This window comes from Herbaspirillum sp. VT-16-41, assembly GCF_001994935.1.
Classification (GTDB): domain Bacteria; phylum Pseudomonadota; class Gammaproteobacteria; order Burkholderiales; family Burkholderiaceae_D; genus Herbaspirillum; species Herbaspirillum frisingense.
This window is the reverse complement of the sequence record NZ_MUXB01000031.1, coordinates 1-16,006: the sequence shown is the minus strand read 5'-3', so window position 1 is coordinate 16,006 and position 16,006 is coordinate 1. Positions and strand designations below refer to the sequence as shown.

Genomic DNA, 16,006 nt, shown 5'->3' with positions numbered 1-16,006 from the left:
GGTCATATCTCGGAGAGCGTTTTGATGGTGTTGTAAGCGGCCTTGCGCAGTGCGGCGATTTCTTCCCTCGGAAGAAGAAGGGCTTCGTTGCCGTGTTTACGATTAGCGGTGATGTAGGCCAGATCGTCGATGAATGTGGGTTGCGTGTTGCTGACGGCATCCAGCGTGTCGTCGTCGACCATCAGCAGGAATGCCATTGCGCAGGCACCCAGCGAGGGATCCTGGCCTTGCAGTGTGCTGCGGATCGATGCCAGCTTGACCGTGCGCAGGCTGGCCGGCAGATCGCCGGACCGGATCGCTTGCGCCTGTGTCCGCGCGGTCTCTACGAGAACGGCATCAGTCAGGTCGGGCGGCAGCTTGTCGGCGAGGTAGCGTCGCATCAGCGATTGCAGTGCGGCGTACAGGTCGAACAAAAATGCGGCGGCATTGTCGTGGTCGCGACATGACAGCCAGAAGCGCTCCGCCTGGAGGAGATGATCTTGCACGCCAGCGCCCAGCCAATGGTAGGTCTTGAAACCAAACTCGCTCTGGATACCAGCGCGGGCATCCAGGATGGCGTCGGCAAGACGGTCCCTGTTGGTGACAGGCGGGCTGTCGGCGAACACGATCGAGGGTAACAAGATGTGGACCAACTGCCGCATGAAACGGTCGTCGGGCAACTCGTGCTCCGTGGCAGCATGCTGGTGCTTGCCGTGGCCATATTCATCCCGTTTTTTCTTGATGCCAAGGAGCTGTTCGATCAGATCCGGAAACACTGTTGCCGCACGGCGCAGAGGATGCGAGTGGTCTCTTCTGGCCTGCACAATCGCAATGGCAAGTACGGTCGCCAGCTCCGCCTTTTGATCGCTGAAGGAACGCAGTTTTCCTTCTGCAATGAAGTGGAACGGGAACCTCGGCAATGTCAGTCCGATTTCCCGGGCACTGCTCGCCAGCATCTCCGCTTGTTGAGTGAGTTGCGTCAGTTTCAATTGGGAAATCGAAGATTCGACATCATGCTGGCAGCATACGTAGAACATGGCCCATTCGATGGCACCGTAGATCCCCTGCAAAGAACGGAAGCGCCGGCTTCGCGGAAGACGCAAGCTGGCCAGCAGGTTCGGATAGCGCCTGCGGTTATCCTCCTGCTCGAACGGTTCCGGCGGCGCCTGCGGATCTTCCTGCACAACGCGGTTTGCATTTCTGAGTGATTCTTTCCAATTACTTAGCCACTTCGCCAGCTCATCATCTTGCTCAAGAGCTTTCTCGAAAGCGCGTTCCAGGATGAGTGAAAAGCCGTCACCGAAGGGATCTGCAATGCGGAACTCGCCGTCACTTGCCTGGATGGCAATCGGACAGTCAAGCCAATATCGCTCAGGCCCTGGGATGATGGAGATTTGTTTCATCGCTGGCATCCAGAGATCGTTTCCGCTCGCCGAGCGGCGCTTCTGCATCGCCCGCAACGTGCTGATGACATCTCGTGCCTGAGGTGGCTTCGGCACGGTTTTTTTCTTCCGCGGGAGACACCGAATGTAGCCGTCCTGTTCTTTCTGGCGCAAAGGATTGGTGTCGTCGAGGATGTGCAGGAACGGCAACAGCTTTTCAGTGACCGCCTCGCGGAACAGCAGCACCGTGACAAACACAGTCGGTGTGCTGAGCGCGCGATCTGTCTGGCCATCGCCGGTAGCGCCAGCTTCCTGAATGACCTGGTGGTAAGTATCGATGTGCTGCTTGTCTTGCAGGCGCAACAGGATGCCGTGAACCAAGTCGACGGGAATGCAGGTTTCATCGGCCAGCTCGTCGGCCTGCATTGGCCCGACCGCTGTGAGAAGCTGGAGGATGAGCTGTTCGAAGGGATTGAGCACATCCTTTGCGCCGCGGCTATGCGGCAAGGTCACCCGGTAGACATCTACCGGCCAGGCCAGCTTTCTCGGTTTGCCGATCAATGGGCCAAAGGGGCGGGATTTGACGTCGTTACCATAGTCGAGCAAGGTGAGTTCCATCACAGCACCTTTCCGTCGCTGGTGTGGCACAGATTGAAGAAATCAACCAGTCCGGGAATGTTATTGTTGGCCAATTCGTGACGGACCAGGCCCGAATCCCCCACCACGACCAGGAGTTTCTTCTGACGGCTCATCGAGACATTGAGTCGGTTGTACAAGGCGAGGTGGCCGAACAGGCCATTGACCTGCTTTTGTTCCGTGTCGCCCCTGAGGCGCTCATTGGACGGGCAGGTTCGCACCATGGACAGGAACACCACGTCGAACTCCATGCCCTGGAAGGCGTCGACGGTACCGATGCGCAGCCGTTTGGGGTCGTCTGTCAGGCCGGATAGCTTCGACTGGATCATTTCAGCCTGCGCCTTATAGAACGAGATCACGCCAAATGACAGATCCTTTCCTGCTTCCGACTGCATCCAGCGCTTGAGCAACTCAGCGATGGCAATGGCTTCGACCGAACGTGTCCAGCTGGTGCCGGAACGTTCTTGTTTTCCTTTGGTAAAAGGCAGATCCAGCCACATGGCGGGCTTTCCATCGGTGTCTTCCAACTGGTGGGCGAAGTCCTCTTCCGGCCGCCCAGACGAAAATTGTTCTTTCTCGTTGAAACGAGCGTAGAAGTTGCGACTGATGAAGTCGCCCAAGACGGGATGCATACGGAACTGCTTGTCCAGCGTCACGCGGCGGCGGATGCCGTCGTTGTCCTGGAGCGCCTGCAGCCGCTCAGAGAACAAATACTCGAACATCGATTTCTTGAGCCACGCGGATTCGTCAGTGTCGGGTTCTCCCGCTTCCATCCGGCGGACGACTTCTTCTTCGATAAGGTGCGGCAACTGGCGGTGGTCGCCGACCAGGATGATGCGCTTGCCCTGTGCCATCGGCACCATCAGATCACGCGGCGACACGCGTGCGGCTTCGTCGACGATCACGTAGTCATACTCCAGTTGGTCGGCCGCCTGGTTCTTGTTTAGGCCTTTCTGTGCCTGCATCTGACGGTTCACGCTTTGCTGGCACGTGGCGGCGAAAGCGAAGCTGTACTCCGCCATGGCGTCGGCAAGACCTTGCGGGTTGCCTTCCAGCTCCGCCAAGAAATGCGCCAGCGCGGCGGATTTGAGATCCTTCCCGGAGCATCCCTTGCTCTGAATGCTGGTGATGGCGCGCTCGGTCAGTGCAATCAGGCCGCTATGCTGTTTTTCCACACGGAACACCGGCGGTGCCGAAAAACGGAGCAACAGTTGCCGTTTCAAGGCGCGCAGCGCCGGCAGGAATGGCGGATCGTCACGCTCGTTCGGCCACAGGCTGGCTTGCTTCAGCAATGCCGACTCATCATCGTCGAGAACATCGGTCAGATCGTCGAGTGCATCTGCCGCACGCTGCGGGCCGTCGTCAGCGAAGCTGCCAGGATGTACGCGCAGGCAACGCACAACACCGAGCCAGCGGTTGCCGTTGCTGTTGAGGCGTTCATCGAAGGCCAATTGCCTGGCCAGATCGGCAGCCAGTCGCGCATCGTCTTCGCCCAGGATGGTGATGCCCAGTGTCGCGATTTTCCCGGCCAGATGTGCGGCCAGTGTGCGCGAAGGTGACTGGACGTATTGCAGGGCGAAATGTCTGATGTCCATTTCCTGCTCGATCTCCGCAATGCGAGGAGCGCGCTTGCGCAGTGCCGACGCGAGATCGCCGCACCATGCGTCAAGGCGGCGTTCGAACAGACTGAGGCCATCTTCCTGCTGTGCCGATGACTTGCCGACCTTGAGCACCGGCAAGCCGTTCAGGGAGATGCGCTCGATCATGTTTTCGACCGCGTCGTGCTGGAATCCGGTGAGGAGCACCCGGCCCCTGATGGTTGTGCCTCGTTTGTCAGCGAGTTCATTGAGGCGCTCAAGAATGGCGGCGATCACCGTCGTTTTGCCTGTGCCCGGCGGACCCTGGATCAGGGCGATGTCGGGCGTGTTGAGGGCAATTTCCACGGCGCGCTCCTGATTGACCGTAGGCGCGGTCTTGAACACTTTGCTGCGGACAAATGCCGTCAGGGGTTTTATCGCCGGCAGCTTTCGCGCCTGCATGATCTGTCCGTTTTCTTCGATCAACAGGCCGAGCTGCGGATTGGCAGACTGGCCGGTCATGATGCGACGGCGTGCCGCCATACGGCGCTTGATCTGCGCCATTTCACCCGCTAGCGATACGATTAGCGTGCCAGCGTCACGTGGCAGGTTCTCGGTACGCAGCTTGAGGGTTCTTGACGCCGGGTTGAACACACCAGTGTGGAGCGACTGATTTTGTCCGTCCTGTTTGCGTTGTGCGGCGTTGCTATCGTCGTTGCTCTCAGACGCCTCCAACTGGTCGCAGAACCCGGCGAAGCTCAATGTGATGTCAGCAAGATAGGCGGGGAGCTCATCGGCATCCTGCAGTTCCGGCACCTGTCCCTTTTCCAGCAGCTTTAACGCTGCATCGCTTGCGTCGATGATGCGTACCGAAACCATACCGTCGCGTTCTTGCGTCTTCTGGTCATAGATCAATGCACCGAACTGGCGTGCATTGTTCAGCAGCAGTTCGCCTTCGAGGTCACCGAACTCGTCCCACTTCTTCAGATAGCTGCCGCTTTCGCTGGTCAGTTTTCCCATCTGCCCGCGTACCAAGCGCGAGACATATCCGGCTTGCGTCCGGTCGACGAAGCGCAGTTTTCCCACAGCAAGGCGCAGGCTGCGACAGCGTTCGTTTCTCTTCAGGGCCCAGCGAGACGCAGTGAATACAGGATCGTCAGTACCTGAAAGGGGGATGCTGGCAACAAAACGTATGCCGTCGCCGTAGAAGGCAAAAGAATTCTCTCGTGTTGCCAGTGGCCGCGAATCCTGCGTCTGGCTGCGCACTTCATCGTTCGGTGTGTCGTCCGCATCCTCCCCGGTGTCATGGCCCGGCATGCCTTTCTGCTTCGGAGTATCAGACGGTGACTCCTTCAGCATGTACTCGATCGCTGCACCCGCATTTAGGAAGAAATACGTCAGTTCGCCCATGGAAATGCTGAAACGCTGGCTCAGTTCCGGATAATCGCCGTCATCGCTGGGGGCTTTGAGCTTGATGCCGTGTTTGCGCACCTCATTTTCGACATGCTCGTCCACGCCGATATCAACGCTGCCCATGTCCAGGCACTCGCCGACGAAAAAGGCGATCTGTAGCTCAAGACTGCCGTCTTTAGCTGGGTTGGCCAGTTGCGCGATCATCGAGCGCCCGCTGGACAGCTCGCCCTGCAATCTGCGGATATCCGCATTGCTGACCGGGCGAGCAACCACCTGCCCGGTGTGTAGAAACAGTTCGAACTCATCTTTGCGACGCGGGTGAGCGTCCAACGATCGCACCGGCTGCTCGCCCCATAGGGTATTTCTGTCCTCGGTACAGCGAACACGGATGGTCACAAGATCAGTGGGGATATCCTGGAATTTCATGGTTCTGTCGGCAGGAAGTCGAAGGAAAGCTGGGGAGGAAGTGGCTTGGTTCCGCGCACGGGATCGACTTTACGCGCGGACGCCTTCACGATCACTTCGTGCTCGGTCTCGTGGTGTCTTGCGCATGAGAACGGGTGCAGCAGGCGATGTGGCAGTGCCCATTCACCATCTGTCGCCGGCATCACCATCGTCCAGCCCGGCGTGCTGGCGCGCACCAACGCCGGTCGGGCCACACCGCAATACGGGCATGCCTGCGCGTCGTCAGCGAAGTAACTCATGGAGCAGGAGGGGCAATCAATCGAGAGATCGTGCGCCCGGGCCAGTTCGCGGGCCCAGATTGCGGCAGTGGGGCGACGGTGCGGAAGCTTTCGTCCCGGGCCGAAGGCTTCCTGAAACAGGTGCCGCAATGAAGGTGTGGCGATCAGTTGACCGGGCAGGTCACCGTTGCCGCGGTTCGAATCGTCGTGCTCGTCCTGGATGAACGGAAATTCGCCAGCGTAGGCGCGTTCTTCGGCGTTCAAAGATTGACCGGCATCGTTTGCCGTGCTTTCTTCGTTATCCCAGCCATCGCTGTCGTCATCGGACTCATGCACCTTACGGCCGAGGAATGGGTGGCATAGTGACAGGGTCCTGAAGACCATCACGGCGAGGGACCAGCAGTCAGTGGTGGCGCGGCCGGCGTCGTCGCCGCGCAGAAGCTCCGGTGCGCCATAGCCTGGCGTGAAAAAGCCAGCCCCGCGCTGATGTCGCTCAAAGGCCAGATTGTCAGCGTCGATGAGCCAAACCTCCGGGCAATCGCCCGAGGCGGTGAAGGCGTTATTGGGAGACAGGTCGCCATACACCAGTCCCGTGCTGTGCAGGCGTGCCAGAATGGCTGCGCAAGCCGACAGTGCGAACAAGCGGCGGCGTGTCGAGCCAGTGCGGGCGTAATGCAGCAGACGCCAGCCTGCATCCTCACCGGTCCCGGCTAGCCAGTCTGGCAAAACAGGTTGCACTGCCTGCAGCTCCCGTTTCGACTTGCCGGTGATCTCAAAGGAAGCGAAGGAGCTCATGCCATTGAGCAGGTGCATCACATAACCCGGGTGTCCTCGCAGGATAGCCAGCGGCAGAGACACCCGTGGGCGTGCAGGAATGGGCAACAAGCGGATATCCTGAAAGCGTTGTTGCAGATCGATATCCGGCGCTGTGCTGCCGTCTTCGTTCAGTGCCAGCTTGATGGCCAGGTCGGCATCGCCCGTCCGGTACACGGCACCTTGTCCACCGCGCGCGATTTCGTCGGCCAGCTGATGAAGGTTGCCGTATTCATCGGTGAGTTTCTCGGGAGCACCGGTGTCGATCATGTCATTCATCGTGGATCTCCTCGCGCAACAGACAGGCAAGGGTCTTGTCGTCGCTGTGTTTCGGTGTGGCCCAGTGGCGCAGCATGTCGCGGATGGCGCGATTCGCCTGTCGCGTACTGAGCTTGCGATAGGCCGCAATGGCACCGCGTGTGAATCCTTCTGCGTCGATCAGGTCGTCGGCGACGCCATCAGTGCACAACAGGACGGCATCGCATTGATCTTCCGGTAAGGTCGCGTGTTGCCAGTGCTGCCGGTTGCGCGCCTCATCGGCTGACAAGGCCGCCGTCATATTCGAGAAGCCGGCCGATTTGTCCTCAGATAGCAGCAACATGCTGCCGTCGGTCTTGAGTACGGCAGCCAGGCCGTCACCGAGCATCCCGATGCGCATCAGTCCATCGTTCAATCGCACCGCGAACAGGCAGGTGGCAGCGCAATCGCTGGCGGGCAAGGGGGTAATCAGCGACTGCCAGCACGTTGAGATGTGCGCGGGGAGCGCGTCGTGAGCGGGCCGACCAAGGGAGTGGCAGCGCCATGCCGCCTGGGCGACAGCACGGCAGGCGTAACGGCTCCCGATATCGGCCAGCGGCTTCGATCCGACGCCGTCCGAGATGGCAATCCCGAAGCCCCATTTACGATGAAATGCACGCCAGGCGTCCTGGTTCGGCTTGCCGTCGGTAACATGGGCCGGGCCGATGACACTCGCACCGATGCTTCTCCAGCGTTTCATGTGTGCGCCGCCTCCAACCAGCCATCGAGGGCGGCAAAGAGCTCTTCTGCGTCGAACACATCGCCTCCCTTGAGTCGCGGATTGGCATCCGCGCCGACCTTGATAAACCGCAATGTGTCGGGTGGCAAGCGCCGCCGCCATCGGTCTAACGCGGCCGTGCTCTCTCGTGGCCAGAAGCCATCAGAGAGGATCAGGATCTTGTCGCCTGTGCTTGCTTCGAACAACGGTACCAGAGCTGCTGCGTCCGCTTTGCCGCCGCAGCTGAGGAGCTTTTCCGGATAGGGCGCATCCGGCTGCCAGTTGGGCAAGTGGTGGACTTCGGACGACCACGCGACCAGGCTGAGATCGGTCCGGATTCCACCGAAGCGCAAGGTTTGTGCGATGCCTGTGATGACGGTTCTCATGATGAACGGCTTGCCGGCACCGTCCATGCTTCCGGAGACGTCGCATATCAAATGGAGCGTCATGCTGCTCCCCCGGTGGCGGCGCGCTTCTTGATGTCTTTCATCAGCGCAGCAAGTCGGGCATCAAAGGTATCGTCGCAGCACAGGGTTAGATGCGCATCGTCAATTTTGCGTTTGACCGCGTTGGCGCGCGGCGGGAAGCAGCAGGCCATGATGCCGCGGCCTTCGACACCGCCATAGAAGCGCACCAGGTTCTGCAATTTCATGACCTGTTCCTGCGTCACGTTGCCCGCCTTGCATTCAACGATGTACAGGGAGTGACCATCGGTGAAGACGACATCCAGCTCGTTGTATTCCGTCTGCTGTGGCGATCTGCCGCCACCGGATACATGATTCATCTGCAGCCGCACATTGATGCGCAGGTCATGGATGATGCCCTCGCGTTGATAGGGCTCGCAGCGTTGGTAGACGTACTCCTCAAACCAGCCGCCGGACAGATAAGCCGCAAAATCGGGCCAGTGCGCAATGCGAAGGTCGACACGATCCCCCGTGATGCTAGCGGCCTGCCTGGCATCGAAGCGGAACGTCAACACACCGCAGCGCTCGCTGAACGGCGATAGCGGCTGGTTTGCCAAGCGTTGCTTGCGATGCTCGTCGTTGATCCTGGCAAGCTCCTTGTAACGTTGCGCCAGTACACTGCGATGCTTCCACAACACTTCGTTCAGGCGACGCCGGTCTGGCGTCAACATCTCAGCCGCGCCCGACCCCGCAATTTTCAAACCGTCACCGTTAAGCAGAAGGAAGGTCTCAATGGAGTCGATCGGCTTGATCCTGTCACGGCGCGGATTATCGATGAACGTCACCTGGTTGTTCCGGCTATCGAAATAGAACGGCACTGCACCCAGCGCGCGGGCCGCCGAGAGCGCGCCGGCGAACATGAGTTTGGTGCCGCCGGTCAGGTTGATACCCAGGCGAGCGGAAGACGGCAGCTTCGCGGCGTAGCGCGTGATCTGCTCGTGAACGGTCCGGTCATCCCAGGGCGACACGGGAAGTTCCTCGAACTTGCTTCGGCCAAGGAACTGCCGCATGCAGGCCGCCGGATATTGTCTGGAGTTGACGAAGACGTGGGCGTCCGAGGCAAATTGACGGATCCCGAGCAATGCCGGCATGCGCTGCTCGCCGAACAGGTGGAAGGTGACATCGAAGCTGTCGCCCGTTTCCTGGCCAGCCGGTGGTTTGACACCATGGCGGTTCATCCACTCTATCGGCAGCGTGACCAGCTCAGGCGGACGCCCCGGAACCGAGGAGGCAATCAGCCGTTTCTTGAGCGTCGGATGCTCAAGCGCGGCCAGCGCCCAGACGAACGCCATGACAGGTGTGCCGGGACTCAGGTATAGCGTGACGAGATTTTCGCCGGGCGTCTTTTCAACGGTATTAAGCGCCTGGGTGGCGCTGGCATAAATCCCCTCGCTGTCATTGACCCGGCGCAGCTTTTCGTCGCAAAAATTGATGTCGGGCTCACTTGCCTTGCCGGCCTGCGCCGTCAGCCAGCCGATGAAATGATCATGCGCGGCCGTTGTGTTGGCGAACTGCGTGACGAATGCATTGGTCGCCTGTCGATCACCCAGTTGTCCGGCCTCATGCAAGGCGCGTAATTCTGTCTGGAAGTCTTTTTGTGTGGCGAGGCATGTGTCGCTGTCATTGTCCGCGCGGGTATAACCAAGGATCAGGACGTGGGTATAGCTGTCCGCCTTGAGTGCGGCGAGGATCGGACCTTCGGAACCTTCGAACCCCAGTGATGCACGGAAATCAGTGATGCCATACCACGTAAGCAGAAATTTCTTCATGAGGAAGCATGATCGACATAAGGGCGGAACCAGGCGATTTCGCTGGTCAGCCGGTTGATGAAGGCGGCCCGGTTGGGTTTGTCGAGCCCCTTGAATTTGCCGATGCCGTTGGCGGCGGCCAGTGAGCCGGCATCGTCTTCATTCATGCAGTAGGCCACGCGCAGTTCGAACGACGACAGCAAGTCCTTGCAGGACGAGGCGCAACGTTGCCAGCGATCGATAAAAGCGAAGACGAAGGTCCTCTTGCGCGGACCTTCCTCGCTGATTTGGCGGAGCAGGTCGGCAGGCGTGGGTGGATCCCCCGGTTTTGGAGGACGAAACGGGGAGCCCGGATGCAGCGCTTTCTCGGCATCAAGACCGTCGATGATAAGGACAATGCGGCGCGTACCGATTTCATCGAGGATGCGTTGCAGGGGCACGGAAGCAAGCTCATCTTCCGCACGAAAGCGTGTGCCGAACGTGCGTGCTACCGCATCGAACCCCCCGCCGGGCGGCAAACCGCGCGCATTGAAATAGACGACTTCATCGATATCGTCAGCCCGCGCAATGCTCGCCAGTGTGCTTGCCAGCAGTCCGTCGTGAATCAGGTCATTGAATCCGCTGAACAGCACATTGAATGCCACACGAGAAGTCAACGGTACGACTAGGGCGTCAGCATTGAAGGTCAGGCGTTCGCCGAGCAGCAGGCGTAGGGGCTCGTCGTCGGCGCGCAGATAATCGGGCAAGGGTGGTTGCGCGGGCAATCCGGCACCGCTGAAAATGCGGGCTTTCCTTGCCTGGCCCCGGGTGACTGCGTGCTTGGACAGATCGGATATATGCTGGCGACAGACAGCGGAATCCGCATACGGAATCAGGAATTTCACATTCGCCGAGGCAAGTCCGTGCGCGTCGTTGATGATCCCCTCTGGCGGACTGTTGAGCATGGCAGCGGCCGTGTTGCCGAGCCCCAGGATCATGGCGGAGTCTTCTGGAATGCAGGCCAGCGCCAGTCGGCATCCCAGCTGAGAAATGATGCCGCCGATCGATTGCGCGTTGATACCCTTGAGCGTCTGAGTCGCCAGCAGTACATGAATGCCGAACGCCCGGCCTTGCTTCAGGAGTTCGGTGATGAGTTGTTCCGCCTGTTCGGCGACGTCCCGTTTTCCGGCGAACAGCACCTGGAATTCGTCGATGATCAGCAGCGATCGCGGAAGCACGTCCTGTCCAAGTTTGCGGAAGGCGGCGAATTCGCTCACTCCGGCATTCCTGAAAACTTCTGCTCGCACCTTGATCTCATTGGCCAGGTGGCGCAGCACGGTCAAGCCGTATTCCGGATCGCTTTCGGTGGCGATCAGACGCGCGTGCGGCAGGGGCGGTTGAGCATAGACGTTGAATTCGATCGATTCCTTGTAATCCAGCAGATAAAGATCGATTTCATCGGGCGAGTATTTCTCGCACAGGCCGTGAATGAGGACGTGGAGCAGGTTTGACTTTCCGGAACCGGTCTTGCCGGCCAGCAGCACGTGATGCTCTGAGGTGGTCGCGCCCAGCGTCAGCGACACTGTTTCTCCCGCTGGCGTCCATCCGACAGGAATGACGATACCGTCGATGGTGGTGGCAGCAGGCGTGAAAGACACCCATAGATCCGGCAGCGACTTGCTGAAACGCGATGCCGCAGCATAATGCGCGGCCAGCGACAGGAAATACCGCTCCAGTTGTTCTTGGCGTGGCCATTGTTCCGGTACGTAGCGGCTGGACAGCGGCTCCGGTGCGGAGTCGGCGATCGGCTGATGCAAAGCTTGGGCTGAGGCCTGCACAGTGGCGAGGAAGCGGCTGTGACGGCGGTCGTCCAGGCGTTGCTGATCAATGATCATGATCGGCACTACACCGCAGCGCGGGCCGTTTTCGCAAAGTCGTTCGAGGTACCAGATACTTTTGTCGGTCATCTGCTCGGGCACGTCAAACAGCAGCACGACCTTATACGGCAGCGGATTGTCCGCATGCGCGGCGTTGTAGGCGGCCCAGTCCGGCTCTCTGTCAGAAAGTTGTCGCTGAATCAGGTTCTCCACGTCATCCGTCAATGCCGACAGCGCGTACTCGATATCGTCGGAGCGCGTCAATACGCGCTGTTGCGGCACCAGTTGTTTTACCTTCAGCAATGACAGGAAAGGCTTGGCGGACTGCCCCTGCTGCAGCGGATCAATCAGCGTCAGTTCTAGCCGGCCAGGCGGCAGGGCGCACAGCAGGCGCAGCAGAACATCGGGCGCAGTTTTTTGTTGTGCATTCTTGTCTTCCCACAGCGCGCGACGCAAGGGGAAATCCATCAGGCGCGGGGCATCGTACGTCTGTTGTTCGAACGATAACTGCTGTGTGCCCACCGCGAGTGACGCAGGAATCGTCTCGGCTGCCGGCAAGGTATCCAGGTCGAGGTCGGCAAACGCGCGCTGATGCCGATCGCGCCGCGCAGCGAGTCGATCTGCCTGCTCGCGGGCTTTTTTCCAGACCTGATCGAATTGGGTACGCCAGTTGCTCTTCCTGCTTTCGTACCGCTGGACAAGCGCTTCTGCCATTGGCGTCTTCGCCGCATCGAACTCACGGTCGATACGCGCCAGGCCGGTCAGGTAATCCTCCACCGCCCTGATCAGCGGATGGACAGACGATTGACGGATCTTGTCGTTCATTCTCCGTCCCCCTTGCATTGGGGACGGATGGCCCGCGCATCGCCCAGCATCATGTCCGCCATGAGGGATTGGCGCTGGAATTCTTCATGGCCCGCATTGAGTGCATCGACTTGCCGCAGTACCGGATCAAGCACATCGCTGACGATGGCTTGCCCGAAGCCGTCGCGTACGCTATCCCGGAAGCTGCCGGCGCAGAGGTGGGCCGATGCATGCAATTCATCGAACATCGGTTGGCTCCTCATCCGTCGCATCGTCAATCGGCAAGGCCAGGACGTGGTCTTCGGTGGCGATGTCTAGGAAGATCGAGGTGCCGAGTTTTCCCGCCAGCAGATAGCTTGACTGAAAGCCCGGATCTCGTGCGCGGATATCGTTCAGGAAGCTACGCCAGGCTTGTTCGGTCAGTGCGGTGGACGGGCAGTCGGCCGTGAGCGCCAGCAACCGGGTTGTGGCATCGTCCACCTGATCCATGTCGCCGGTGTTGACGGCTTGCTGCAAGCGGCCGGCCTCAATGCGTACGGCATCGATGATGTCGGGGCTGACGATGGCAAATCGTATCTTCATACGGTCTCCTCGCTGTCTTGACGGATGGCCTCAAGGCAAGACTGATCAATGTCGTTCTTGGTCGGTAGCATGCCAACCAGCGGCGAGCCGGCCTTGCGCAACGCCTGGCGCAAAGCCTCCTGCCGTTCGGGTGATAGATTGTTGATATCGCGCGAACACAGCGTGCAACGCGCATTCGCCTGCTGGTGACCTTCCGCCTGGAAGACCATGTGCGCCATTTGGGCGTAGAGGTATTCGGCCTTGCCGCATTTCACTTCGAACGCCATCGAGCCGCCTTTGGGTGCTCCCATGCCCTCACCACGCCCCAGGATGACGGGGATGCGCAGATCCGTCACCAGCAGATCGGTTTTGGTATATCTGCCATCGTCGCCGACGAAGGTGCGTCCTTGCGTTTCGATTTTTTCGCCCAGCGGTGCCAGGGCATAGCGCGCGATCTGCTCGCCGAATTCACCGCTGAGTTGACGACGCGCCTGGCGGGCGACGATGTTGCGCTCGACATCGCCCTGCGCTGCGGTCCATTGCGCACGAAATTTGTTGACGGCTCCCCGGTATGCCGGATCGCGATCATAGAGATATTGCTGGAACAGCATGCGCTGTTGCGACGACAGGTTCATCCGGTTGCGCAGCACGTCAGGCGTGATCGGGCCGGCATGCCGCGTCGGATCCCATTTCAGCCAGTCATGGAATTGCGCGGCAGTCGGAGAGGTCGCGAGATAAGCATCCAGCGCTTGCTGGGCAGCACCGAGGCGCGCCGTACCGACGGCCACCGCCTGGTCGATGGCGACCAACTGCGTGGTGCAGTTGGTGACGACGCTGTCTTGCATCGATTGCGTCAGTGACAGGACGATGCCGACCTGATCCACGCGCTGGTGCATTGCATCGCAATCGCTGCGCGACGATTCCAATGCCGATTCCGCTTGGGTCAGGAGGATCTGTGCCTGTTCGAGCCCGGCTTCGGCGGAGGAAACGTCGGACTCAGCGTCGCTGCAGTCCGGGGGAATGCCCTGATCGTCGTGCGGTTGCGCGTTGCAAGCAGATAGCGCCGAGTGTGCGGTGTCGAGTGCCTGTGCGCACTGATCCAGTTCCTGCCGGGCTTCTTCGACCGCCTGAGTGGCGGCGAGATTGCGCTGCAACGCCTCTTCCAACAGCAATGCGCTGGCCTGTGCTTCTTCACGTGCCTCCGTGCATTTGGCCTCCGCAAGCGAGATTTGGGCCAGGCAAGCCGCGTTCACACCGTCACGCAGTGACGTCAGTTCTCGCGCCAGTGCTTCCAGATTCTCGACTTGTCCGATCGAAACTTGTGCCATGGTCGCGTACGAAGCTAGCTTTGCAGGTAGTCACGCAGACGTGCTGCGAGCGCGGCCAGATATGGGATCTGATCTTCGGCGCAAGTGCTGAAGTAGTGGAGTTGCTGGCGCATGGCGTTGAAATCTTCCTCGAAGCTGGCGCGCTTGTCGTCCTGCCAGGTGTCGCCCAATGACGCAAAAGCGCCATCAAGGTTGCCCATCGCATCTTCGATGGTGGTGAGGAACTGCCGCAGAGATTGTGCGAACCGCTCCAACTCTTCCGGATCTCCGATTGCCTGTGGCATTACCAGTAACCTCCGTCATCGGATTCGGCAACCGTCGCCGTCGGCTTGCTCTTGCGTTGTGTGATCGTGGCAGGTTTGGCCGCAATGGTGCTTGCCGCAGGAATCGTATTGGGTGTTTGCGAGCGAGTGCGCGAGGTCACCGACATCGTGACGAACTTGAAGAAGTCCCGCATCTGTCTGGCATTTTCAGAATAGAATAATTGGTGCTCCGTTCCTTCAATGAATTTTTCCAGCACCTCTGCTCGGGCATCGGCGCCGATGGCCATCGCCATGCGATCGCATTTGGACGAACGACCTTCTCCGATAAATGCTTGTAGCGGCGCTTCCCAGCGATCAGTAGGCTCGCCGTCGGAGACCAGGACGACCGCCGGACGATAGGCCCGGGACGGGACAACATCCTTGTCTTCAAGCATGGCCTTGGCCATCTTGAGCGCGGTACCCAGTGGCGTGCTGCCGCCGGCAGACAGATCGCGCCATTGGACCGTGCCAGCACTGGCCAATACCTGGTTCAAACGGACGTCTTCCCCGAAGGTGATGATGGAGACCCAAATTTCCGTTTCGCTGGTCGAGGTATCGCTGAACGTATCGAGCATGTCCCGGAGTGATTCGTTGAGGGTGTGGATCTTCTCACCCTGCATACTGCCGCTGACGTCAAGCAAAAGAATCACGGGCAGCGGCTTTGCCTTGGGTGCGGTGAATTTGGATGGATCGAAAGCGGTGGTGACCATGTTGACTACTCCTATGGTTGCAGGATGATTTCTTCAATGTGCAGTGGGGGCGATGTGAATTGCTTGCCTGTCGTGAATTACGCAACTCGCCGGAATGCTTCTGCGGCTATCGCACGCGGTTTGTTCGCTACGTTGATGCGTTGTCCGCTAGCACAACGCAGGCTCCGGCCAGACGTATGAAATCCATCAGACGGTCATGCGCCGCTACGTCTTCTCCCTCGAAAGACAGCTATGCAGACCTTACTCCCCATTCGTATTTTTAGATCGACAGAATTTAACACATTGTCAGAACTTATTTTGATTAGTGTTTGATTTCGTCAGTGGGGAGATGGAATTTTATTCTCTTTAAGGAAATCCAGTTCCATCGTCAACTGACCAATCTTCCGTTGTTGAATTGCACTGCAAACTGACCCACTGGATCAATTCTGCAAGCAAATCAACACTGCTTTCACTGCAAGACCTGCGACATCAAGGACCCGACGTCAAGTATCGCGTGGATTACACCCGAGGGAGGGCAAGCTACGTGGGTATGTAAGTTTGGGAGAAGAAAAGTCTCCGTCTCTTTTCGAAACAACAAGGCCGCCGGCAGCAAGTCAGGCGGCATTTTTCTTTCTCGGCGAACGAATTAGGCCCGCATCGGAGATATCATTTGTGGAAATTGGAATAGCCCCTTGAATCTCAGGACACGAAGACTCTCTTAAAATAGAGGATAGTCTTATGACCAGTTTTACGACT

Annotated in this window: 12 protein-coding genes and 1 pseudogene; 1 reads left to right on the top strand and 12 read right to left on the bottom strand. The window is 59.1% G+C overall.

Features of this window, described 5'->3' with window-relative positions; translation table 11 throughout:
- Window positions 1-2 precede the first annotated feature (2 nt).
- The 12 genes from BTM36_RS03785 to BTM36_RS03730 are packed head-to-tail and all read right to left on the bottom strand — an operon-like array spanning window position 3 to window position 15,271.
- Entirely contained in the window at window positions 3-1,979 is a 1,977-nt protein-coding gene (locus tag BTM36_RS03785) for a hypothetical protein (protein ID WP_217349532.1), read from the bottom strand.
- Window positions 1,979-5,413 (bottom strand): DEAD/DEAH box helicase, encoded by a 3,435-nt coding sequence (locus tag BTM36_RS03780; RefSeq protein WP_077235288.1) that lies wholly within the window; start codon window positions 5,411-5,413, stop codon window positions 1,979-1,981. The genes BTM36_RS03785 and BTM36_RS03780 overlap by 1 nt, the downstream gene beginning before the upstream one ends.
- Window positions 5,410-6,762 (bottom strand): serine/threonine protein kinase, encoded by a 1,353-nt coding sequence (locus BTM36_RS03775; protein WP_077235287.1) that lies wholly within the window; start codon window positions 6,760-6,762, stop codon window positions 5,410-5,412. Before BTM36_RS03775 ends, BTM36_RS03780 begins: the two co-directional genes overlap by 4 nt.
- Window positions 6,755-7,480 (bottom strand): PP2C family serine/threonine-protein phosphatase, encoded by a 726-nt coding sequence (locus tag BTM36_RS03770; RefSeq protein ID WP_077235286.1) that lies wholly within the window; start codon window positions 7,478-7,480, stop codon window positions 6,755-6,757. The genes BTM36_RS03775 and BTM36_RS03770 overlap by 8 nt, the downstream gene beginning before the upstream one ends.
- Window positions 7,477-7,947, bottom strand: coding sequence for a hypothetical protein (locus BTM36_RS03765; protein WP_077235285.1), 471 nt, complete (start codon window positions 7,945-7,947; stop codon window positions 7,477-7,479). Before BTM36_RS03765 ends, BTM36_RS03770 begins: the two co-directional genes overlap by 4 nt.
- Complete coding sequence (locus BTM36_RS03760) at window positions 7,944-9,731, bottom strand: DUF1887 family CARF protein (RefSeq protein ID WP_139347042.1); 1,788 nt, start codon at window positions 9,729-9,731, stop codon at window positions 7,944-7,946. The genes BTM36_RS03765 and BTM36_RS03760 overlap by 4 nt, the downstream gene beginning before the upstream one ends.
- Complete coding sequence (locus BTM36_RS03755) at window positions 9,728-12,391, bottom strand: FtsK/SpoIIIE domain-containing protein (RefSeq protein WP_139347041.1); 2,664 nt, start codon at window positions 12,389-12,391, stop codon at window positions 9,728-9,730. Before BTM36_RS03755 ends, BTM36_RS03760 begins: the two co-directional genes overlap by 4 nt.
- Window positions 12,388-12,618 carry a hypothetical protein gene (locus BTM36_RS03750; protein ID WP_077235282.1) on the bottom strand — a complete coding sequence of 77 codons (231 nt, stop codon included), beginning with the start codon at window positions 12,616-12,618 and terminating at the stop codon, window positions 12,388-12,390. The genes BTM36_RS03755 and BTM36_RS03750 overlap by 4 nt, the downstream gene beginning before the upstream one ends.
- Window positions 12,608-12,952 carry a hypothetical protein gene (locus BTM36_RS03745; protein WP_077235281.1) on the bottom strand — a complete coding sequence of 115 codons (345 nt, stop codon included), beginning with the start codon at window positions 12,950-12,952 and terminating at the stop codon, window positions 12,608-12,610. Before BTM36_RS03745 ends, BTM36_RS03750 begins: the two co-directional genes overlap by 11 nt.
- Complete coding sequence (locus BTM36_RS03740) at window positions 12,949-14,259, bottom strand: hypothetical protein (protein ID WP_077235280.1); 1,311 nt, start codon at window positions 14,257-14,259, stop codon at window positions 12,949-12,951. Before BTM36_RS03740 ends, BTM36_RS03745 begins: the two co-directional genes overlap by 4 nt.
- 14 nt (window positions 14,260-14,273) lie before the next feature.
- The gene (locus BTM36_RS03735) at window positions 14,274-14,543 is read right to left on the bottom strand and encodes a WXG100 family type VII secretion target (RefSeq protein ID WP_077235279.1); all 270 of its coding nucleotides are present in this window, start codon (window positions 14,541-14,543) and stop codon (window positions 14,274-14,276) included.
- The gene (locus BTM36_RS03730) at window positions 14,543-15,271 is read right to left on the bottom strand and encodes a VWA domain-containing protein (RefSeq protein WP_077235278.1); all 729 of its coding nucleotides are present in this window, start codon (window positions 15,269-15,271) and stop codon (window positions 14,543-14,545) included. Before BTM36_RS03730 ends, BTM36_RS03735 begins: the two co-directional genes overlap by 1 nt.
- Window positions 15,272-15,696: 425 nt before the next feature.
- Here BTM36_RS03730 and BTM36_RS28890 point away from each other — a divergent pair.
- A pseudogene (locus BTM36_RS28890) lies at window positions 15,697-15,786 on the top strand (4Fe-4S dicluster domain-containing protein); the annotation flags it as partial.
- Window positions 15,787-16,006: the final 220 nt, after the last annotated feature.